The 19,981-nt window shown below is 52.7% G+C and carries 34 protein-coding genes; 18 read left to right on the forward strand and 16 right to left on the reverse strand.

Features of this window, described 5'->3' with window-relative positions; all coding sequences use genetic code 11:
- Window positions 1-107 precede the first annotated feature (107 nt).
- From ABNV41_RS03820 to ABNV41_RS03890, 15 genes are all read right to left on the reverse strand, one after another.
- Complete coding sequence (locus ABNV41_RS03820; protein WP_230844521.1) at window positions 108-482, reverse strand: hypothetical protein; 375 nt, start codon at window positions 480-482, stop codon at window positions 108-110.
- The gene (locus tag ABNV41_RS03825; protein ID WP_050819981.1) at window positions 475-963 is read right to left on the reverse strand and encodes a hypothetical protein; all 489 of its coding nucleotides are present in this window, start codon (window positions 961-963) and stop codon (window positions 475-477) included. The genes ABNV41_RS03820 and ABNV41_RS03825 overlap by 8 nt, the downstream gene beginning before the upstream one ends.
- Window positions 960-1,289 (reverse strand): hypothetical protein, encoded by a 330-nt coding sequence (locus ABNV41_RS03830; RefSeq protein WP_349934605.1) that lies wholly within the window; start codon window positions 1,287-1,289, stop codon window positions 960-962. Before ABNV41_RS03830 ends, ABNV41_RS03825 begins: the two co-directional genes overlap by 4 nt.
- Window positions 1,286-1,876: a 3'-5' exonuclease gene (locus tag ABNV41_RS03835; protein WP_349934604.1), complete on the reverse strand. Its 591-nt coding sequence runs from the start codon at window positions 1,874-1,876 to the stop codon at window positions 1,286-1,288. Before ABNV41_RS03835 ends, ABNV41_RS03830 begins: the two co-directional genes overlap by 4 nt.
- Window positions 1,873-2,679, reverse strand: coding sequence for a hypothetical protein (locus tag ABNV41_RS03840; protein WP_349934603.1), 807 nt, complete (start codon window positions 2,677-2,679; stop codon window positions 1,873-1,875). Before ABNV41_RS03840 ends, ABNV41_RS03835 begins: the two co-directional genes overlap by 4 nt.
- A gap of 1 nt (window position 2,680) precedes the next feature.
- On the reverse strand, window positions 2,681-3,142 hold the full coding sequence (locus ABNV41_RS03845) for a hypothetical protein (RefSeq protein WP_349934602.1): 462 nt from the start codon (window positions 3,140-3,142) through the stop codon (window positions 2,681-2,683).
- Window positions 3,139-3,333: a hypothetical protein gene (locus ABNV41_RS03850; protein WP_050819977.1), complete on the reverse strand. Its 195-nt coding sequence runs from the start codon at window positions 3,331-3,333 to the stop codon at window positions 3,139-3,141. The genes ABNV41_RS03845 and ABNV41_RS03850 overlap by 4 nt, the downstream gene beginning before the upstream one ends.
- On the reverse strand, window positions 3,330-3,650 hold the full coding sequence (locus ABNV41_RS03855; protein ID WP_349935002.1) for a hypothetical protein: 321 nt from the start codon (window positions 3,648-3,650) through the stop codon (window positions 3,330-3,332). The genes ABNV41_RS03850 and ABNV41_RS03855 overlap by 4 nt, the downstream gene beginning before the upstream one ends.
- Window positions 3,651-3,728: 78 nt before the next feature.
- Window positions 3,729-3,965 carry a hypothetical protein gene (locus ABNV41_RS03860; RefSeq protein WP_050819975.1) on the reverse strand — a complete coding sequence of 79 codons (237 nt, stop codon included), beginning with the start codon at window positions 3,963-3,965 and terminating at the stop codon, window positions 3,729-3,731.
- Window positions 3,965-4,255 carry a hypothetical protein gene (locus ABNV41_RS03865; RefSeq protein ID WP_155468018.1) on the reverse strand — a complete coding sequence of 97 codons (291 nt, stop codon included), beginning with the start codon at window positions 4,253-4,255 and terminating at the stop codon, window positions 3,965-3,967. Before ABNV41_RS03865 ends, ABNV41_RS03860 begins: the two co-directional genes overlap by 1 nt.
- A complete protein-coding gene (locus ABNV41_RS03870) occupies window positions 4,252-4,563 on the reverse strand; it encodes a hypothetical protein (RefSeq protein ID WP_050819973.1) in 312 nt (103 codons plus the stop codon). The genes ABNV41_RS03865 and ABNV41_RS03870 overlap by 4 nt, the downstream gene beginning before the upstream one ends.
- A gap of 11 nt (window positions 4,564-4,574) precedes the next feature.
- Window positions 4,575-5,306, reverse strand: a complete 732-nt coding sequence (locus ABNV41_RS03875; RefSeq protein ID WP_349935003.1) for a phage antirepressor KilAC domain-containing protein — start codon at window positions 5,304-5,306, stop codon at window positions 4,575-4,577.
- 386 nt (window positions 5,307-5,692) lie between these two features.
- Window positions 5,693-6,151: a hypothetical protein gene (locus ABNV41_RS03880; protein WP_050819971.1), complete on the reverse strand. Its 459-nt coding sequence runs from the start codon at window positions 6,149-6,151 to the stop codon at window positions 5,693-5,695.
- Window positions 6,148-6,621 carry a helix-turn-helix transcriptional regulator gene (locus tag ABNV41_RS03885; RefSeq protein ID WP_050819970.1) on the reverse strand — a complete coding sequence of 158 codons (474 nt, stop codon included), beginning with the start codon at window positions 6,619-6,621 and terminating at the stop codon, window positions 6,148-6,150. The genes ABNV41_RS03880 and ABNV41_RS03885 overlap by 4 nt, the downstream gene beginning before the upstream one ends.
- Before the next feature lie 650 nt (window positions 6,622-7,271).
- Window positions 7,272-7,616, reverse strand: coding sequence for a helix-turn-helix domain-containing protein (locus ABNV41_RS03890; RefSeq protein WP_050819969.1), 345 nt, complete (start codon window positions 7,614-7,616; stop codon window positions 7,272-7,274).
- A gap of 92 nt (window positions 7,617-7,708) precedes the next feature.
- Here ABNV41_RS03890 and ABNV41_RS03895 point away from each other — a divergent pair, with 92 nt between their 5' ends.
- From ABNV41_RS03895 to ssb, 3 genes are all read left to right on the forward strand, one after another.
- On the forward strand, window positions 7,709-7,915 hold the full coding sequence (locus ABNV41_RS03895) for a YdaS family helix-turn-helix protein (RefSeq protein WP_155468016.1): 207 nt from the start codon (window positions 7,709-7,711) through the stop codon (window positions 7,913-7,915).
- 442 nt (window positions 7,916-8,357) lie between these two features.
- A complete protein-coding gene (locus ABNV41_RS03900) occupies window positions 8,358-8,795 on the forward strand; it encodes a hypothetical protein (RefSeq protein WP_349935004.1) in 438 nt (145 codons plus the stop codon).
- A 64-nt stretch (window positions 8,796-8,859) separates the two neighbouring features.
- Complete coding sequence (gene ssb / locus ABNV41_RS03905) at window positions 8,860-9,324, forward strand: single-stranded DNA-binding protein (RefSeq protein ID WP_050819965.1); 465 nt, start codon at window positions 8,860-8,862, stop codon at window positions 9,322-9,324.
- Window positions 9,325-9,326: 2 nt separating this feature from the next.
- On the opposite strand, the gene ABNV41_RS03910 is transcribed toward ssb, so the two are convergent.
- Window positions 9,327-9,566, reverse strand: coding sequence for a hypothetical protein (locus ABNV41_RS03910; RefSeq protein WP_019089565.1), 240 nt, complete (start codon window positions 9,564-9,566; stop codon window positions 9,327-9,329).
- 98 nt (window positions 9,567-9,664) lie between these two features.
- On the opposite strand from ABNV41_RS03910, the gene ABNV41_RS03915 reads away from it, so the two are divergent.
- The 15 genes from ABNV41_RS03915 to ABNV41_RS03985 all read left to right on the forward strand — a co-directional run bounded on the left by ABNV41_RS03915 (window position 9,665) and on the right by ABNV41_RS03985 (window position 19,904).
- Window positions 9,665-10,054: a hypothetical protein gene (locus ABNV41_RS03915; protein WP_050819964.1), complete on the forward strand. Its 390-nt coding sequence runs from the start codon at window positions 9,665-9,667 to the stop codon at window positions 10,052-10,054.
- Between the two features lie 285 nt (window positions 10,055-10,339).
- The gene (locus ABNV41_RS03920; RefSeq protein ID WP_042788106.1) at window positions 10,340-10,762 is read left to right on the forward strand and encodes a hypothetical protein; all 423 of its coding nucleotides are present in this window, start codon (window positions 10,340-10,342) and stop codon (window positions 10,760-10,762) included.
- A 123-nt stretch (window positions 10,763-10,885) separates the two neighbouring features.
- A complete protein-coding gene (locus ABNV41_RS03925; RefSeq protein WP_349935005.1) occupies window positions 10,886-11,533 on the forward strand; it encodes an HNH endonuclease in 648 nt (215 codons plus the stop codon).
- A complete protein-coding gene (locus ABNV41_RS03930) occupies window positions 11,533-12,660 on the forward strand; it encodes an HNH endonuclease signature motif containing protein (protein WP_349935007.1) in 1,128 nt (375 codons plus the stop codon). Before ABNV41_RS03925 ends, ABNV41_RS03930 begins: the two co-directional genes overlap by 1 nt.
- A 3-nt stretch (window positions 12,661-12,663) precedes the next feature.
- Window positions 12,664-13,407: a hypothetical protein gene (locus tag ABNV41_RS03935; RefSeq protein ID WP_349935008.1), complete on the forward strand. Its 744-nt coding sequence runs from the start codon at window positions 12,664-12,666 to the stop codon at window positions 13,405-13,407.
- Window positions 13,408-13,473: 66 nt separating this feature from the next.
- Window positions 13,474-13,737 carry a hypothetical protein gene (locus tag ABNV41_RS03940; RefSeq protein WP_349935009.1) on the forward strand — a complete coding sequence of 88 codons (264 nt, stop codon included), beginning with the start codon at window positions 13,474-13,476 and terminating at the stop codon, window positions 13,735-13,737.
- Window positions 13,734-13,901, forward strand: a complete 168-nt coding sequence (locus tag ABNV41_RS03945; protein WP_349935010.1) for a hypothetical protein — start codon at window positions 13,734-13,736, stop codon at window positions 13,899-13,901. The genes ABNV41_RS03940 and ABNV41_RS03945 overlap by 4 nt, the downstream gene beginning before the upstream one ends.
- Window positions 13,902-14,244: 343 nt before the next feature.
- Entirely contained in the window at window positions 14,245-14,406 is a 162-nt protein-coding gene (locus ABNV41_RS03950; protein ID WP_155468010.1) for a hypothetical protein, read from the forward strand.
- The gene (locus ABNV41_RS03955) at window positions 14,403-14,576 is read left to right on the forward strand and encodes a hypothetical protein (protein ID WP_155468008.1); all 174 of its coding nucleotides are present in this window, start codon (window positions 14,403-14,405) and stop codon (window positions 14,574-14,576) included. The genes ABNV41_RS03950 and ABNV41_RS03955 overlap by 4 nt, the downstream gene beginning before the upstream one ends.
- An 80-nt stretch (window positions 14,577-14,656) precedes the next feature.
- Window positions 14,657-15,211 carry a hypothetical protein gene (locus ABNV41_RS03960; RefSeq protein WP_349935011.1) on the forward strand — a complete coding sequence of 185 codons (555 nt, stop codon included), beginning with the start codon at window positions 14,657-14,659 and terminating at the stop codon, window positions 15,209-15,211.
- A 35-nt stretch (window positions 15,212-15,246) separates the two neighbouring features.
- Window positions 15,247-15,615, forward strand: coding sequence for a hypothetical protein (locus ABNV41_RS03965; protein ID WP_349935012.1), 369 nt, complete (start codon window positions 15,247-15,249; stop codon window positions 15,613-15,615).
- Window positions 15,616-15,751: 136 nt separating this feature from the next.
- Entirely contained in the window at window positions 15,752-16,216 is a 465-nt protein-coding gene (locus ABNV41_RS03970) for a hypothetical protein (RefSeq protein ID WP_349935013.1), read from the forward strand.
- Window positions 16,197-17,696, forward strand: a complete 1,500-nt coding sequence (locus ABNV41_RS03975) for a hypothetical protein (protein WP_349935014.1) — start codon at window positions 16,197-16,199, stop codon at window positions 17,694-17,696. Before ABNV41_RS03970 ends, ABNV41_RS03975 begins: the two co-directional genes overlap by 20 nt.
- Entirely contained in the window at window positions 17,696-19,213 is a 1,518-nt protein-coding gene (locus ABNV41_RS03980) for a phage portal protein (protein ID WP_349935015.1), read from the forward strand. The genes ABNV41_RS03975 and ABNV41_RS03980 overlap by 1 nt, the downstream gene beginning before the upstream one ends.
- 46 nt (window positions 19,214-19,259) lie before the next feature.
- Window positions 19,260-19,904: a phage scaffolding protein gene (locus ABNV41_RS03985; protein WP_050819952.1), complete on the forward strand. Its 645-nt coding sequence runs from the start codon at window positions 19,260-19,262 to the stop codon at window positions 19,902-19,904.
- Window positions 19,905-19,981: the final 77 nt, after the last annotated feature.

Below are 19,981 nucleotides of genomic sequence, written 5' to 3' on the forward strand. Positions count from 1 at the left end.
TGATACCTTTCGATCACCGAAATGCTTAAGTAATCGGGAAAGGTGAAGAAGGGTTGTTTTGCTGCGGGGCGCAGCTTTTTCATACCCCGCAACAGCCGAAGCAAATGTTACAACGGCACGTTTTCCATAAACACTTTCTTGCCAGAGTTCCGCTTCTCTTTTCGCGCGGTAAGCCTCTGCATGCTTCGGGTTATTTGTGCCTGTGCTTTCATATATGCTCTGTCCGCCGACGGTTCCGCGGACGTATAGCGTTTCCCTTCCTTTGCGTGAGACGATTTTGAGCGACATTCAAGGCTTTCGATAAGGCGTGGTAAATCTTCTGGGTAGAATACGATCTTTCCGCCAATGCGCCGGTGCGTTGGCTGGCCATTGTATTCAGGATGGTCTTTCAGGTGCCGGGAGAGGTATGTCTTTCCTACGATACCTTTTAGCTTAAGCAACACATCCTTCAGCGTCATAAGATCAGGCAGCGTCTCACCCATTCCCGCCTCCCTTCAATGGTGCGCTAGCAACAGCACAAACAATCATACCGATTGCATCTTCATCGGAAAGCGCGCCACCCTTCCAGCAGTGCAGAGTGTTCTTTGCCACTCGCATGCGGTCGGCTGGTATGTTGTACGGCACGATATGGGCTTTTGTTGCTGCATCTGCTGCTATGCTTTCTTCGTTATGCGTATTGCATAGGTTGCAACAGGCAATCAGGTAGCCAGCATTAAAGCTGCGTTTGCTTTCAGTCGCTAATTTTGCCTCCAGTTCTGCAATTCTGTCTTTGCACTTTGCAATCGCAGCTTCTGCTTCATCTGCGTAGCAAACTGCAACATCTGCAATTTCTGGGAAGCTTTTCTCACGGTAGATATATTGAGCAACACGGTGACGGCTTTCCCAAATTTTACCCGCAGGGACATACCCGATCACCACGAGCTCTTTCTTCTTCCCGTTAAACGGTGCGCGGGTTTCGGTCATTCGCCTTCTCCCGGCAGCACTTCGCGGACGTGTATTACTTCTTTTCTATACTCTGGTGTAAACGCCTGATGCGCTTGTTCTGGGCTTGTGCATGTTATGCGCCCACCAGAATTGCTAAGCGCCATCCAGAATTCACGCGGCTGCGGGACTTCCTCGGCGTTCTTTATATCCAACAGGCAAGCAATAAACCCTTCATTACTTTCGGGCCTGCTAATGAAAGCAAGCTGCCCCAAAACAGCATGAACCACGCACACCTCACCATTGAAGGCATAAGGCCCCTCATGTTCTGGCGTGTAGGGGCCGAGGATTTTTAGTTTCCGGGTCATGCTCCAGTTCCTTCCACATCACGCAGATGGAAGAACAGACGAGCGCATGCCCGAACATCCACCATGGCATCATGTGCGCCTTTGAGTGTTTCATTGAAGAAGTGCTTGATGCATTCTTCCAGTTTTGGTGCTTTGGGCTTGTCGATGCCAGCAGCGATCATGCGTTCTGTCGGCGGCAGGTTCACCAGCGGGGAGGCTGCATCCATCGTGCAGAACTTCTCGCCCAGCAGACGCCAGCCACGCGGCACACGCGCAAACATAATATCGATGATCTGCACATCGAATTTGATATTGTGCGCGACTAGAAGATCGGCCTTTTTGGTCAGATCATAGAAGGCCGCGGCTGCGATCGCTTCACGCACACCGCAACGCTGAGCCATTTCCGTTGTAATACCATGAACCTTTGCTGCCGCTTCCGGTATCGTCCACCCATCAGGATGAACGATCAGGTTCAGGCTTGCGCGTTTTGTGCCATCGTCTTCCGTCAATAGGGCCGCAAGCTGCACGCAATGCGGCTGCCGGTCGGAATTGAGGGGAGTGTACCGGTCGGGGAGGCCTGTAGTCTCCGTATCGAAAAAGAGGATCATGCCGGCACTCCATCAACAGGGGATTCGGCAGCTTTCTTGTCCAGTTCCTCGCGGCGATCAGCGATCATGTCCTGCACAGCTTCCTGCACTTCTTCACTGATCGGACGGCCTGCCTCCTGAGCCCGAGCGATAGTGGTCTGCCATAGGCTCCACTGGCTATCTACGCACGCAACATCAGGGCACTTTTCCAAGCGCGTGCGGAATAAGGCGATGTGGTCAACTGGTGGCGCAACACGCTGCTGTGCTGGCTTAGGCGTTACATCCACTGGCTCGGCCGGAATATCCTGTGCTTCTTCGCCAGAAATTAGGCCGCGCAGAACATCTGGGAAAGCATCGCGTAGAGCAAAGCCGCGGGCACGCATTTGAAGCATACGGCGCGTGTATTGCTGCCATGGCCCTTGCTTGCCAAAGAGGTTCGCTCGTTTGGCGTCTGCAATACTGAAATCGCCTATTACTTCATCACCATCTATCCGCTTGGCAACGCATACAGCGCGAAGGTTATCGCCTTCTCCTTCAAAGTATTCTTTAACCGAAGCGCATTTGCCGGATCCACGCACAAGCGCCAGCATGGCATCACCCCAAACACTAGGACGCCCATTGATCACGGCAATGTTCTGGATAGCCTGCATGGGGGCCAGGCCAAGTTCAGAACCCATCTGCACAGCGATCATGATGTTTTCTGGCTTACCCTTGTAGTCCTTGGGCATCAGATCTGAGTTTGCTGCCATTTTTGAAAACGTGAACAGCTCATTGAATGTGCTGATCTGCAAAACGGGTGCATGTGATGTCAGTGCATTACTCATTTCAACCATCCTTCCGGGCGCTAACAACCAAAACGGGAGCGCCGCCATTGCTCATTGTGACGCCGGGCAAATCTTGCTTCCGGGCCAGTTTCTTCATTTCTGTGGTTTGGAACTTATCCGGCTGGGGCTTCCAAAGTTCGGGATGGGCGGTTTGAAGCGCCTTTTCATCCGTGACCATTGGCTCCGGCAACCGTTCGCGCAGGCTGGCTTTCCAGTTGTCAGACTGAAAACCTGTTACGCCGTCCTGCTGCATCGTCTTTGCGAGTTCTGAGCGCAGAAGCTCTGCTGCCATCTTTGCCTTACGCACCAGATCCTCAGCCGCACCAATAGCTTCAAGGGCGCAGGCGTCTGTATTGGCTCCTTTCGCTCTGGATGCGATGATCTGGCTGTTCCACGCCTGCATAGCTTCACGCATGTAATCAGCGTGCGCTCTGTTGAGGGTTGCGAGGACGGCATCCATCACGCAGCCTCCAGAGCACGAAACGGATGCGCACGCCTCACCGCTTCCATGGCGTCCCGGTTTTGCAATTCCAGCCGCACGTATTCGCGTGTCAGATTGGAAAGTGCCTTCATTGCCATGTCGCGTTTATCATCTGGGACATGCTGCAGGATGAGAGAGTGCACGACCGATTCGTGTTCATTCCACGCGCTCATGCCGCACACTCCGCAACTTTGCGCATGTCGTCATTATGCGACAGGGCGGCAGACTTAATGCTTTCCTTCTGCTTTTCGCGCAGTTCACGCATAGCACAGACAATATCGCCGATAGCTTCTTCGGAATAATCAATCATCGTGTCTGCAAAACCACGGTCTGAAAATTCATCCCGCTGCATGCGCATGATGATCTGGCAGTGTTGATCTATTGCCGCTTCATATTCGCGGATTTCACGCGCTACATGCGCTGGCACATCATCCGTATTAAACATGCCATCACGCACGGCGTTTGCGTACGCCTTGTTTGTGTAAGCCATTTTCTACTCCTAGCGTGGAGAAACATTCGGCCAATGCGGCCATGCAACCCGCTGCGGACAGCGGGAAACATTGCGGCATCAGTAGGGGTAGGGAGCGCCGAACAGATTGCAGCCGATCATGACGACCAGCTCGATCAGGTATTCAGCAATTTTGCGGCCCGGCTCCGTGAGAACGATGAGCGCGAACAAGCCGTAGAAAAACACAGCCAGACAGAACAACTTCCCCAGCGCCGTAAACTGCAACCAGTCGCATACATCCCGCGCACCACTTCCGATGCGTTCAGGGATGCCGTCTTTGTGGATTGTGCCGGACATTATGCAGCGCCTTTCTTTTTGCGTTTTTCTTCGCGTGATTTCTTTCGCTCTTGGATGGCGCGGTAATGCCTATCCAATTCATCAGAACCAGCTTTGGTTATTTTGTATTTGTTGAAGTATTCACCCGGCATGATGAAACCGCGCGCAATATTGCGTTCAATGATGCTGCGGCGATCAAAGCCATCGAATTTTATATCGACAGGTTTCCCGTCACCAAATGCTCCGATAATGCTAATTTCTCGCTTGCTGGCCTTTTCCAGAACGCGCCAATCGGCCTTTTGCATCTTCATTTTGAGCGCCCTTTTACCGGGGCCCAAAACCAATATTTCTCTACGAAATCCTTTACAGTTTTAGCTTCCACGGGGCCACTCATAGCCATTGAGCCATTCTCATAGCGAAAGCGGATACGACCCTTGCTAGCAGTCACATAAATCCCAGATGGCTCTTTGTTGCCTTTCTGGATGCGTCCATCATTGGTTATGCGAGCGCCATAAGGCTTCAGCGCACCATCAATCAGATCGCGTGCGTTTTTATCTTTCGCGGCATTGTGCGTGTAAATGTCGGGAGCCTTCTGCTCGACCGTCTGTGTCTGTTCCATTTGCTTTACCCTCAGTGCTGGCCGGTTATTTTGACGAGGCGCGTAATGCCTTTTGGTGTGAAAAACACCTGCGGGCTAAAGCGCTCATCGCCGTCACGGTCGCGGTATGGGTGAAACTTTACGTAGCAATATCCAGCCTTCACCTTGTCGGAGTAGGCGTTCCATTTTCCGTTCTGCTTAAAGATGAATCCGTTTGCATGCGCTGCGCGTGTGAACTGGCTCAAGGGCATCTGCGCGGCCTTGGCTGACAGGTTCAGCGTGTAGAGGCCATCACTGTCTGCGATCTTTCTGGCGACCTCAGCTTGAGGCGCAAGAATAGCGTTTTCCTGTTTAAGCTCTTCAACCTGTCGTGCTGTGATCTGGAACGCCCGTGCGACAATTTCCTGTTCGCTTAGTGCGGGCGCAGCGATCTGGCCCGTTACCAGTGCGTCAAAAGCGCGAATGACAGTGAGGTGGAACGCTGGGCTGATCCACATGGCGTAGGCGTAGACTAGTTCTTTTACCGCGTAGGTTCCGCCGTATCGGCCAGCCTTGGAAGAAACAGGCTCAAATTCTAATTCCCCATTTTTGAGGAGTTCCTGAATGAGGCCTTCCGTTGATGCATTGCGCGTAAAGTGCTCGACCTGCGTAGCCTTATAATCATGGCCCGCAGCGGTTGCTGCCTTATGGCAGTCGTTCAGGCAGAACCGGCCTTCCGCATCCTGCCGTATCTTCGTCCCGAGAATTGAGAGAGAAGCGTTCATCGCCCATCACCTTTCGTTCGTGATGGGTTATTATGTCGCTTATACCGACATATCTTGTCAACAAGAAATGTCGCACATTACGACATTGGCACATAAAAAATATCCCGCTCCGAATTTGGGGCGGGATAAAATGAGCTTAGATTAATGCCGTGGAGCGTAGGCCATCATGCGCTCTACACCGAACCATCTAGACACAGACAGGAGCGAGAAAGCCTGTCTGGTAATGTCGATCACGTAGTAGGAAATGCGTTTCATCTGACCTTGTCCTCTTATTAGATAAGAGGAGGTTGGCAGGTGACTTTGCCCGTGCTTGGGCGAGAAAAGGGCAGGGATTGGGCAAAAAATCCCGGCTGGTTAGGCCGGGGATAAGCTATAAAATAATCATATTAAGGATTTTGTTTTTCTGCAAATTTATAAATTATAATTCCTAAAGGGATAGGCTTACCTTCATCAATAGTCATTCGAACCTTAATGAGACCATTAGGGTGACATATTATTCCAGGAATACGCTGTACAAATGTTAATTTTGCATAAAAAGGTTTATTGTCGTGACTCTTGGGGGGAGCGGACGGAAAATTTTCTTTTGTGTGTTCAATTTTAAACAAAGTTTTCTTGGTTTCATTATCCTCTTGGCGTGCATAAACAGTTATTGAATGAAATTTCAAATCTATTGGTATATAAATTTTCACATAAAAACCCAATAGAGGTATCATGCAGTGAGCATTGTTTACCTTATTGAAAATTATTTCTTCGCGTGGATTTGCCCCGATAAGAATAAAGTTCCCATTAGTTTCTTGACGTATATCATCGCAGAAAATGGTCATTCCAAACGGTTTATTAGTCACGATGAAAATCCTGCTGCAAATAAAAGTGGGGCGCTTTTTTCTAAAGAAGGATCTGAATTCTCTAATCCTTTTTCATTAATGTTTTGGGATAGGTCTTCGCTATAACTAACGGGAAAAGACATTGATTTGTTAATCTGACAATCTTCTACCGAGTCCTTATAAGCATCATAATTGCTAAGGGCACGATCCCTGCAATCTTCTACGGCTCTCACGTCTATAGTAAGATCGCCATCTAGTGCTACCGTAAGAGCGCCAAGAGTTTTTAGAGTCCAATTTGCAGGACCCTTTATAACGCGCGATAACCATGCTGGATCTTTTCCGATAGATTCAGCAATTTGCTCCTGATTTTTTCCTTCGAGAATGCGGCGGTCAAAGAGTTTTCTAACGGCGCGATGAGCAGCGCCTTTTGCCTGCTCTTCTCCGTAGCTCGCGTTCTCTTTCGGAGAGAATTCTTCCCAAACGAAATTCATCACAATTCTCCGTCACATAATCCGCGTAAGTTTTGCCGCTCCATGGCGGCATATTTCCAAAAATCGTATTCCACAGATCTAAACAGTGCTGCTCAGCATCCTTCCATTCTTTTGATCCGTACTTGCCGAGAAAATCACGCAAGTATACGCCAGTTACAACGTAGGCATCAGCCTTCATAAAGCGGCCGAGAGCTCTAACCTTTTTGACCGGAGTGGATATACGAAATTCCCATATTTCGTGAGGCGGAGCGTCTAGCTGTTTTAGATACCCTGGCTTTCTATTTCCCTCGGATAAAATCTGTTCGCCAGTTACCCACTCTTCGAATCTAGCTCTAACCTGGGGACGTAGGCCTAAGACTGCAATTGCGCCATGCGCCCCTAAATCTTTTGCTGCCTCCTTTGTTACAAAGAGCCTTCGTCGCGCCGGTTTATGGGCTAGCGGTAAGACTCGTTGCAATAACCCTGTTAGTTCTGCCTGCTTACAAATACGTTCAATTGACATAAAAATCAACCATTATGAGGGTATTCAAAAATCCAGTGGAATCGCAATGCATTAAGCTTATCATTATCTTCGCTTACACCTTGCTGTTCCCGTTTCGTTCTGACATACTCGCCACATGGTACGGGCACACAGAATCACTGGCGAGGAGTTAAGCAGCATCGGTATCGATGGCGGCCTGTATCAGGGCAAGCGCCATCCGCCTTTGTTTCTCGTTCATGTCGCGCCAGAGCCCGAGCCAAGCAGCCTCCTCGGCATTATCGAGAGTTTGCGCAGACGTGTTCGGAGAAGGAATGCCTCGATAAAGGTAGTCCATGCTAACCTGATAAAAATCAGCTAGGGCACAAAATGTCTGAAATCCAGGGTCTTTCCCGTTTTCAATTTCAGTAAGATGGTTGCGGCTTATTCCAATAGCCTCTGCGGCAGCCGCCTGCACTAGACCCTTAGCCCGCCGCAGCGCCCTGAGACGGGCACCCATTGTTTCCGCATGATTCATAAGTGAACATTCGCATGTAATGAAAAATTACGAGTCGGTATTAGCGACATTTTTTATTGACCGAGAATGTCGGTGTGTGCGACATTTGGGGCATGGAACCTAAAGAGCTTTTCAAGAGAGCGGGTGGCTGTGCTGCGGTTGCCACGAAACTCGGTCTCCGCGCCCACTCAACCGTTCTTGGGTGGAAACGCATCCCCCCACATCATTGTCCCACTATTGAGCGTATCTTCGGCATCCCCCGCGAAGAACTGCGCCCCGACCTGTTCAAGCGCACCCCAGCACAGGAGGCGGCGCGATGATTGAAGATATCCGTAAAACTGCCTTAGCTCATGCCATGGAGCTTTCTCGCTCCCGTATTAATCCTGAGGCATCCGAAATAGTCGAGGATGCCTCAGTGTTTGAGGGTTACTTAGCCGGGCATATATCCTGCAGTGCGACCATCAACGAGGCAGCGAGCAGTCTTAAACCATCCCTCAATTTCAGCTCGGGTAACTCGTCCATCTCTGACGGGGAGGGCGGGAAGTTCTTTCCCATCAGCAAGAGCCAAGTAGTTGGCGATTTGAAGGATCAGTCCTTCACGGGTGGTGATGTTCCCAGCACTCATAACACTTCATCCTCTCCAAAAGACGGTGAAAGCGTGGGGGAGGTTACGACTCCCTCACGCACTGAAACGGTAGTCCCAGACACCCAGCCAGTCATGCGGCCTTGTACGCATACCCGTACAGACGGGGAGGGTGTGTGATGAGCAAACCCAAGCCATGGACGTCTGAAGAAGATGCAAAGCTAGAAGCATTGGCCAATGCCGGCGAAAGCTGGGATGCAATCGCTGCAACTTTAGGGTGGCCAAAATCTGCGCTTTGGTGTCGGGTTAGATTTGTGGGGATGCATTTGGGGCCAAAAGCCCAGAAAATTTCCCAAACAAAACAGAAGAATAAAGTGGCCAAACGCACGCGCGCCGAAAGCATAGCGATTGTTGCGCGCATGATGAAGGAAAAGGCCTCTCCAGAAGAAATAGCCAAGGCATTAAATGTTCGTGTTCCCACGGTATTTAATTGGACAGCAGAAGCGCGAAAGATAGCGTTTCCAGAAAAAGCCAAGCCGCAACCTATTAAGAGCGAGAAAAACAATTCTCGAGGGGTTTTGGCGGCCCGCTTCCAGCGGGGTACCCGATTGCCATGAAAGGTTTATGGCGTGGGCTTGAACACTGGCGCATTCCCGGATTCCAGAAAGTGGTGAGCGCGTAATGGCTGGTTCCGTAAACAAGGTCACGCTTGTTGGTAATCTGGGCAAAGATCCGGATGTGCGCACGAGCCAGAGCGGTGCGAAGATCGTGTCTTTCTCGCTGGCCACCAGTGACACATGGAATGACAAGTCGTCTGGCGAAAAACGCGAACGCACGGAATGGCACCGCGTGGTTATTTTCAATGAACGTCTGGCAGATGTAGCCGAGCGTTTCCTGCGCAAAGGCCGCAAGGTTTATCTGGAAGGCTCCCTGCAAACCCGCAAATGGACGGATCAAGGCGGCGTAGAGCGCTTTACAACGGAAGTCGTTCTTGCGGCTTATCGTGGCGAGTTGGTGTTGCTGGATAATAAAGACGCAGGCGATGCCCCGCGCCAACAGCAGGGCCGCAGCCAGAACAATCAGCAGTCCGGTAGATGGGATAGCCCGCAAGGCAATCCCGATCTGGACGATGAAATTCCGTTCTGAGACTATCCAATGCACGCCGCATCAACCCCCAGCTTGTCGGCTACGTCCTGTAGCAAAAGCACGCGCTGCCTGATGGTGGCGTGGGGGTTGAGCTGCGCCCAGATGATCGCGCTGCGCACAATAGCGTTCCAGAGGAACGGTGTGCCGTGCGGGATGTCTGGGGCTGCATCGCAGGCATTCAGTAAATCGGGGGAGTATGTGCCCCCGAATTCTACAGTTCCGAATTCAGTCTCCTTCTTCATCGTTTCTCCAGTTCACGACCTCAACAATCGTGAATGTGGCAGGGATGAATTCCGTGGAGAGAGAAAAGTTTTTCGTGAGAGCAGAAAGGGGTCACGACATGACGCCTGAAGCTATTGCACGGCAGGTTCAGGGCCAGTTGCGTGAGGTTGTTGACGCAACCGGAGAACGCTCCTGCCTGAAGCAATCGTTCGCTTCTATCGCCCGTAAGACTGGGCTGACGGAAGGGCAAATCAAGCGGCTGTTCTATGGAGAATGGAGCGTTATTCCAGCGCACATTTTCTTGAATGTAGAACGGCTTTACCGAAATCATCTGGCGCAGATGCGTGCGCGGTCTGAACATCAAGCCGCCCTGTATCGCGCCAAAAGTGAAGAATGGGATCGCAAATGGGGCGACTATTCCTTCAATGGCACATCCGCATCACCCGCTGGCGTGCCTGCCGTGCGCTCAATCGAGCCTTCTATTTCCGAGAGCTTGCCCAATGGCTGAACATCAAGGCGGATAAATTGCAGGCGCGAGCGGATAGGCTGGCGAGGGAGTGTGGGGAATGACTGGTACACAGAACAATCCTGTGGTAGATGGATATGGTGTTCTTCCGCATATCAAGCGCAGAATTAAGCAGATATACGGAACACAACGTATTTTTGCCACTGCCATTGGATGCTCACCTAGCCATCTATCGGATGCCCTGAATGGCAGATGCGCATACCCCAAGGGTTTCTGGAAAGCTTTAAAAATACGTCAGAAAACGTATTATGAGTTGGAGCCAGTGGAATGAAAACAATCCACTTTGAGCTTCCCTTTGCTTATCCGCTCCCTAATCGCACGCTTTGCCAGCACTGGGCTACGTCCACTCGTGAAAAGCGCAGAATGCAGCGCGCAGTTGCTCATGCCACTATAGGGCAGAGAATATCAGAGCCTATGCAAAAGGCGCGCGTGTTGATCGAGCGCCACGGGGTGCATGAGCCTGATATGGATAATCTTTGGGGTGGTGCTAAACGCCTTATTGATTGCCTGACCACGCCGAAGTTGCTTCAGGTGCGAACAGAAGGTGCGCGCCAACGCGTCAAAAACAAGCGCGGTCTAGGCTTCGTTGTGGATGATGGACCAGCGCATATAACGCTGGAAATCAGGCACGTTCCGGCACGTATATGCACGCAAAAAACAGTGGTGACGATTACGGAGATATTGCCGTGATTATCAGTAATTTTTCACCTGCGACCCCGTACCCAACGGGGCGCAACCCTGCTAACATGACGAAGGCCGCCCGGCTCCCCCGAACCAGCGGCCTTCTGACCACAATCTTGGAGTAGCAAGACGATGGCTAATCACGCTATAACACCAGTGTACAATGATTTAAAGCTGATTTCCAGTCGCGATCTTGGAAAGGAAGCAAGCGCACGCCGCCAGTGGAAGGCGCTCCATGCACGCCTAGAAAGCGGCGAGGAAGATTGTTCGCATCTTTCTCAAGATTTCAGAACATCTTTAAGCTATGATGTAGATTACGCACTCTTTGATCAAAGGATACGAATTCCAAGTCAAAGGCGGGTGTTTTCTAATAAGCAGACAGGCGTCTCTTTTACGCATGAATTTCGCCTCTGGATTCATAAAATGCAGAAGGGGCTTTGCGGGTATTGCGGGAAACGCTTGCGCTTGCATGACGATTGCTGCGCGTCAGTTGACCATATGGACCCTAGAAGCAGAGGCGGGGCAGATATTCCGCCAAATTTATTACTGGCATGCTGGGAATGTAACTCTGAGAAGCGTCATAAAACCGTTGAAGAATTTCGGCATATGATCATGACAAAACAAAGCCCAGCTTATGGCCTCATTACAAGGCGTCAGATTGCTGACCTTCAGGCGGCAGGAATAGATATGCAAATGCCCAAGTGGCACATCTTTGCTTTTGAGTTTCTTGCTTGGGCGCACGTAAATTCTGAGGCAGTGACGTTGGGTGAGGTGAACTGATGGCTCGTATCCGTAGTGTTCACCCTGGCCTTTACACAGATGAGGGATTCATTTCCCTCTCTATAGAAGCACGCCTTTTCTATATTGGGATTTGGAGTGAAGCTGATGATCAAGGCGCTTTCGCGTGGAAGCCCTTCACGCTAAAGGCACGCATTCTCCCTGCGGATAATGTCGATGCAAAAGCATTACTGCAAGAGATGGTCGATATTGGAGTGGTGAAAGAGGCGCTTGATGGCGAGAAGCCTATTGGCCTCATAAAAAACTTCTGTAAATGGCAGAGACCTAAAAAGCCGTCCCTCTTTTTTGAAATCCCTGATCATTTGCGTAGCTTTGTTGGCTTGGATGATGAGGCAGAAGAAAACCGCAGCAAACGGAAAGCTATATGGGCCCGCTTTAATGGCCGGTGTTTTTACTGCGGGTCTGAGGTTTCTTATTATAGCAAGCGTCATGACAGCCTTGAAATTGATCATGTTACACCGGTTTCTAAAGGGGGGTCTGATGATGCTTCCAATTTAGTGTGTGCATGCAGGGGATGTAATCGTTCTAAAAAAGATATGTCTGCGAGTGAGTTTTTCGCATTCCGAAAACTTAAAAAACTTCCAGTTTCGGAAGGTTTCGCTAAGTCTTTCGGAAGCATTTCGCATCCCGAAAATGTTGCATCGGATTCCGAAAGTGATTTTTCGCATCCCGAAAACGGTTTTCGCGTCACAGAAAGAAGGAAGGGAGGAAGGGAGGAAGGTAAAGATGTAGGTTGTAATCGCGCGACCGAAACCGAAAAACCGATTGCCGACCGGTGGCAGGAATTGGCCGAGGACGTGATCGCCGCCACGGGCAACAATCCGGCTCGGTCGATGGTGCGGGCTGACTGTGTGCGCCAATGGCTGGCTGATGCGTCTGCCCGTGGATATTCGTTCGAGACCGCAACCGAGATCATCCTTGGCACCGTTCGGGAGAAATCGCGCTTTGGCGGGAAGGGTAAACCGCCAGCGTGGTTTCACAGCCCCGTCACGCAGGCCTTGGCCAGCGGAACAATCCCATCTGCCCACATCGTGGGGAATGCCCCGAAATCTCGCGCAGACCGTGTGGCTGACGCATGGGCCGGTGTGCCCGATATCCCCGGAGTTTGACCGATGAACGCAATTTCGACACTCGCACCATCAGCCATTCGCCAGCCGAGCCCGGATCTGAGCGTGCTACTCGATGCCGTCCGCAACAGCGTGCCATTGCAGGCCCGTGACCTGACGCCCCAGCGTGTTGCCGAAGCGCGGGCCGTTGCAGGCGTTGCGCTCCAGCCTGCCGACCCTGTGCTGATCGCCGCATGGCTGAAAAAGCTGGCCGGGTTGGTGGTGAATGGGCCGGATGAAGCCCGGGCCCAACAGCAGGCGCATGCGATGGTGGAAGTTTGTGGCGATCTGCCCGCAGCCGTGTGGTGCCCCGAAGCGCGTAGGGCATGGGCCCGCTCCGGTGAGCGCGGCAAGTTCTGGCCTGCACCGGCTGAGCTTTACGCCCACCTGCTGCCGTTCGCTGAGAAAATCCGCTGGCAGGTTCACGCAGCCCGCAAGGTGGTGAAGATGGCCGAGGCCGCGAAGGAAGCCCCCAAGCGCCGCACGCCAGAGGAACGCGCTGCCGTTGAGCGTGCCGTCAACGCTTGGAAGGGTCGCCAGCCAGTGCAGCCCAAAGACGCCGTGAAGCGGATGCAGACAGATCAGCCGAGCTTGCGCCAGCGCATTGCCGAGTATCGCCGTCAGCTCGAAACGGCAGGCCCGGAAGCGCGGGCATGGTTGGAGCCGCTGATTACGAACCTAGAGGCGCAACATGCAGCGATATGCCGGAAACAGCCACGAGGTTTCACGGAGAGCGTGGTTAGAGCATGAGAACGATAAATGACCGCATGAGTGGTTACGGTGTACTCTGCGGTAAGATATGGGGATTTTAGGGGTATGCCTGAATTGAACGAATGGAAGCTGATGGATACTGCTCCAATGGAGGGAACTGCTATTCAAGCGCGCATTCCCGGGCATGGTGAGGATAATATCATCGCTTGGCTCGAGCATTATGTGGATGAGAACGGAGAGGATGTTGGTGGATGGACTTTTGTTGAGGATCAAGAGCCGCCAGATTGCTGGACGGATGGAGTGTGTTGGGCGTCAAACGAAGATGGAAAGCCTTCTGTTCAGCCCACTCATTGGAAGGAGATTTCATGACCAAACCCGACCTAATAGGCTGGCAAGAATGGCCGACAAACCGGCGCGAAACAGCACAGGAACCACGCACCGATCTGCCGCCCATACATGAGCCAGAGCCGGGGTTGCTGGATGAAGAAATCCTGCCGCTTCGGGATGATTGGATGAAGGGGCCGAAAGGGTAAGTTTTCCCTGTACTTTCTGGGCAGTTTGTGATTCCATCTGCGTATGAAATGGCTCAACAAACGCAAGCCCGTTATCGTGCAAAAGGTCTTTGCTTTTGGAAGAATAACCAAAGGCAGAACGGCACGCATTTGCGCTGGAGGGTATGAGTTTTCCGAGGGCTATACGCACCAGATGAAAGTCCCGAAAGGGATGAAGCGGAAGTATTGGGGAAAGCGCAGAATTACATGCGCGGCCATTTATGTTCATTGGCGCGATGAGGATGGGGAAGAGTATAGACGCGTCTTTGCTGCCCCAAGACCAAAGCGGCACCATGACGTATTCATGGTCATGCGGGAACAAGGTGTGAAGATCGAAAGCACAGATATTATCGACATTGTGCAGGGCTTCAATACATCGGACGGGTTTGTAGATCGGCGCATCGGATTTCTTGTCGCGCGTAATGCCGGACAGATCATCAAGAAGCATGGTCCTGCTGATATGCTATTCAGCGAGGATATGTGGTGACTGAGAAAACGAACTGGCGCGAAAACCTCCCAGATTTTCTAAAACCAGGCAATGTGGAAACATACACAGCGCCGGTTGATTGGAATGTGGCCTGTGCATTGCAGAATGTGCGGGCTGGTGTGCCTTTGACTGAGGCGCAGAAAGAGCTGGTCAATAATGTGCGCGACTGACCGCACGCCGCCACGCATTGTGATCGGGCTTTGGTTGGCATTGGTATTTTTCGAAATTATTGCAGGATTGGGTAGGTAATATGCAGAAGGTCGCAACAAAACCACGCTACATTATCCCCCATGCGCAGGATAATAGGCCTACGCCTGAACGGGCGGCGAAATCTGTTTTCACCCGAGGCAATCCACCTCGCGTGCTGACAACTGTGCAATCATTGCTCAATGCCGGGGACATCACGCAGGACGATGCAAACGCAGGTGAGCGTTGGTATCAGGATTATACCTTCGCGTATGAAGGCATCATCGAGTTTCCAGAAAACCATGTGTCGGACACAACCGTGAAGCATGATGATCTTTCTTGGAACATGACGCGGGCAAATGCTGCAGGACGATTGTTCGATGTGCGCAGAGCTTTGGGTGAGCGGGCAAACCAGATCCTGCGGTTGATGTTGGTGGATGAGTTGAGTTTTCGGCAGTTGGGGGAAATGTTCTTTCCGCGCGTATCATCAGGGTCCGCCCATAGAAAAATATCGGCACAATGCGCAATGCTGCTGGGCCAGTTGAACGAGTTCTATAGGTCGCTGCGGTGCAAAAATAAAAAGACTTGTACCCCTAGCGAGGTTTCTGTATACGTTTAACCACAATGCAATAACTACGTTCACAAGCCGCCACAGTGCGGCTTTTTCTTTGCCCGGACAAAATGCAGATACTCAGGCGTGGCGACATCGTGCGTTTCAAGCGCCGTGATGCTCTGTGTGTTGGCATCGTGTCCGGCCTGTCGCTTCTTTGCGACATCATGCCTGCAACAGAAAATACATGGCACCGCGCAGACTTGCCGCTGTCGATGATGGAATGCGCGAATACGGGGCTTCGTCCTGATGTGCGTATCCGGTGTTGGCCACGGTTTGGTTTGATGCGTGGGAATGTTTCGGGGCGTGTTTCCAATGCGCTGCTGATTGCAGTCGATGGGCGTGTTCAGCGTGAAGCAATGTTGCGGCAGTTCGAAAACAGTTTCGGGGGCGGCCATCCTTTAACGATGTAGCGCGCATCGCAATCCTGTTCTCTCTAACCGTTGGCTCCCGTGTAGTAGGTATTGGTCAACGGCATGGGTAAAACGTGCCGCCTTAAATTAGCAGCGTTAAGGCAGGAAGCGCATTTTTCATTCTGGAGTGTTGGATATGGCCGGACAAAAAGGGCCGGTTAAAAAGCCACCGGGGCGTCCTACGAAATACAGTGATGAACTTGGTGACGTGATCTGCGCGGCCATCTCGGAAGGGAAGAGTTTACGCTCTATCTGTGAGCAGGAAGATATGCCTTGCCGTCTGACTGTTTTTAGATGGCTACGCGAATACCAAGGGTTTTGTAACCAATACGCGCATGCACGCGAGGCTGCTGCTGATTGGTTCGCGGAAGAAATCATCGACATTGCAGATAAGGCGCGAGATAAAGAAGACGCGCCCGCCATCAAGGTGCGGGTTGATGCCCGGATCTGGGTTGCCTCCAAGTTGCGACCAAAGGTTTATGGGAACAATTCCCGCCAGGAACTGAGCGGCCCAGATGGCGGCCCGATAGAAGTGAAGGGCGGCGGCGTTTCCGGCTTGCTCAACGCGGCATTACAGGAAGATGGCTCTAACTCAGGCTGATATTGCTGATTACCGCAAACTGCGCGGTATCTGGCGTAAAGATCCTGTTCTGTATGCTCGCCAGCGCTTGGGGCTTAACCCGACCACGCAACAGCGTCAGTTGCTGGAGGCTATTGCCCCGCCGGGTGCCAAGGTATCGGTGCGGGCAGGTCATGGCGTCGGCAAGTCGGGCTCTACGTCTGCGGCGATCTGGTGGCATCTGGAGTGTTACGAATACTGTCGCATTCCATGCACGGCTCCGACTGCATCGCAGCTTTACAACGTTCTTTGGGCGGAGCTTTCTAAGTGGGGGCGTCGGTCTGAAGAGCGAGCGCGTGCAGATGGCCTGCCGGAAGAATTGTGGCTGGCAAACCTGTTTGACCGCAATCAGGACAGGATATCCGACAAGGGCCAGCCCGCTGAGTGGTACGCTGTTGCCCGCACAAGCCGCCGGGAATCTCCCGACGCATTGCAGGGCTTTCATGCTTCTGACGTGCAGATCACGGATGATAACAGGGCGGTAGAGCGTTCATCGTCTGGTGGCTCAATCATGTTCGTGATTGAAGAAGCCAGCGGCGTCCCTGATGAGATATTCGAGGTTGCGGAAGGTGCGCTTTCTTCCCACGGTGCGCGCCTGCTTATGGTCGGCAACCCAACGCGCAACACAGGCTTCTTTGCGCGTTCTCAGAAGCAGGACAGGGCGCTTTATACGGCGCTCCACTTTCGCTGCTCTGATAGCCCGTTGGTTGATCCCAGCTATCGCGCCAATCTGGTGCGAAAGTATGGGGAAGGTTCAAACGTTGTTCGTGTGCGTGCAGATGGGGATTTCCCCAAGCAAGACGACGATGTTCTGATCCCGCTGGAAACGGCAGAAGCTGCGCTTGCGCGTGAACCAGCGAACGGAAAATACGAGCGCAGGCTGGGTGTAGACGTTGCCCGCTTTGGTGACGACAGAACAACATTTGTCCTGCGCGAAGGCCCGCGCGTTGAGAAAATTGAAATCAGGGCAAAGCAGGATACGATGGCCACAGCCGGGATGGCGGCAGATTTTTTTCGCCGCTGGGGCGCTGACAGCATTTACGTTGACGTTGTTGGCGTGGGCGCAGGCGTTGCTGATCGATTGCGTGAGCAGAAGCTGCCGGTCGTGGATGTGAACGTGGCCTGCCGCGCGCCTGATGAGGTCGTTGCGGAAGATGCCAAGCCCGCAAAGCTGCGCGATTATCTGTGGCTGCAGGTGGCCGCTTGGTTGCGCACTGGTGACGCCTCCATTCAGGCAGAAAGCAAGGACAACGCAGAGGATCTGGCCGCTGAGCTTTCAACGGTTCGGTATGGTTTGGACAGTTCCGGCAATCTACTGGTGGAAAGCAAGGATGCCATGAAAAAGCGTGGCCTACGTTCTCCCGATATTGCCGATGCTTTGGGGCTTACTTTTGCGCCCGCTCCGGTGGTCAAACCACCAGCCCGCTTCGTAACAAACAAACGGTTCTCACTGAGCAGATAATGGACTGGCAGGAACTACAGGAAACAATTCTGGTGCCGCAGCAGGTATCTGCACGTGCCCAGAGATTGCTGCGTTTGTCTGCTGTGCGTGACGGCACGATGTATGACGCGTTGCCGTATCCGTTTTCGAAAGAGTGGAATAACGATGAGTATATCCCGCTCTCCCAACGGAGGCCGTCTGTGCGTTCGCATCTATGCACCGTTGTGGTTGAGGATGCGGCCAGCCTGACATTCGGTGAAACGCATTGGCCAACACTGAAATGCGATAGTCCTGACATAGCAGAAGCACTTTCCAGCATTACGAGAGAGTGCCAGTTGCCTGCGGTTCTAATGGAAGCCATTCTCAAGGGCTCAATCGGCTCTGTCGCATTGCTGGTTGAGGCGGTTGACGGGGCTTTGTCGGTTTCTGTGCTGGATACGCCATATCTGGAGCCTGAATGGGACGCCAAGGGCGATCTGGTGCAGGTTGTCAGCCAGTATCTTATTAAGGGCCGTCAGGTGCGTGCTCTGGGGTATGTCATTCCAGCGGGAAGTGACGCTGTCGATTACTGGTATAGGCGTGAATGGACGCGCACTGAAAGCCGCGTTTACAAGCCGTGGCTCGCAACCAGTGGCACCGACCCGGAAGTGGATACCGAGCGCAGTGGACCGCCGCACGGCTTGGGCTTTGTGCCGATTGTATGGGTGCGAAACCTAGCGCCACCAGGGCAAGAGCCAGACGGGCCATGCACTTTTGAGCGTGCGATTGATACGGTTATCGAGGGTGACTATCAACTTTCGCAGGTTGGGCGCGGCCTGAAATACTGCTCCGATCCTAAGTTGGTGATTACTGGTGTAGGTGGCGACCCTGCGGGCGGCGATGGTGCCCCGGCCAGCGAAGGTGGCTCAGCAACGGCGATTATCCTGCCCGAGCAAGCCAGCGCGAAAATGCTGGAGATCAACGGAAGTTCTGCTGGTACGGTGATGGAATACTGGCGCGAATTACGTGCGCTGGTTCTGGAAATCCTGCACGGCAACAGGGCGCATGCTGATAAGATCAGTGCTGCGCAATCTGGCCGGGCCATGGAGATGATGTGTCAGTCACTCGTGTGGCTCGCGGACCGGATGCGTCTGTCTTATGGCGAAGGCGCGTTGCTTTCGCTGTATCGGATGATCTGCGATTTCTCTCTGGCCATTGAGGGCGGTATTCAGGTTGATGGCGAGCGTGTCACGCTAGATGATGCTGGTCTGGCGCTGGAATGGCCGCCGTATTTCCCTGCGACCGACAGTGAGATTTTGCAGTTGTCACAGGCTCTTGTGACAGCGGTAAAGGGCGGGATCCTTTCGAACGAAAGCGCATGTTCGATATTCGCCGCCAAGACTGGTTGTGCTGACCCGGCCACTGAGTGGGTGCGGGTGCAGGCAGAACTTCAAGACCCAACAATACAAGCAACCCGGAATGCAGACGCATCCGCGACCAAAGCTGTGCGCACGGCGGCGGGTGTTGGGAAGACAGAGACGCATCAGGTTACGGCCTGACGCTTCCGGCTGATGCCGGTTTTTTTAATCAAAAAGTGAGGGACTGATGTCCGATAATGCAAACCCGGCTGATGCTGGGAACGGTGGTGCTGATCCTAACACGCCGCGTGAATTGGCGCGTGCGCGTGCTGACATTGTGACTTTGCGCAATGAACTTAAGGCCGCGCGGGAAGATGTGGATGCAGTGCGCGCTGAGCGTGATGCGGCCATTAAAGCCCGTGATGGTTTCAAAGGGCAGCTTGCGCAGCAGAAGTCCGACTTTGAAGGTAAGCTGGCTGAGGCACAGCAGGCCGTTGAAGCCGCGAAGACTGAAGCACAAACGGCAGTTGCACAGTCCAAAACACAGGCGGATCAGGCTGTCATTCGGGCAGAAGCCAAGGCGCTTGCAACCAAGCTGGGCGCTGTTTCTCCCGATGATGTGGTGCGGCTGATTGATCTTTCTGAGGTCAAGATGGGCGAAAATGGGCAGATCGAAGGACTGGATGCTGTGATGGACGCAGCGAAAGAGAGCCGTGGCTATCTGTTCACTCAACCCGTTGAGCCCGGCACCAAAACCGGCACCACCAAAACGGCGCCAGACCCTAAGCCGGGTAAGGCTGAACCGTTTGATGCGCGCAAGGCAACACCAGAAGAAGTGGCGGCCAAAGCGCAGGCAGCGGGACTTAACCCCAAACTTTTTACACCATCCTAACCGACTGCTGATGCAGTCTCGCCCAGCGGCTGATGCTGCGGGCGCTGTAGCAATGACTCTGCAAACAGTGAGATAAC

It is taken from the genome of Acetobacter sp. A11-2 (assembly GCF_040208445.1).
Lineage (GTDB): Bacteria > Pseudomonadota > Alphaproteobacteria > Acetobacterales > Acetobacteraceae > Acetobacter > Acetobacter oryzoeni.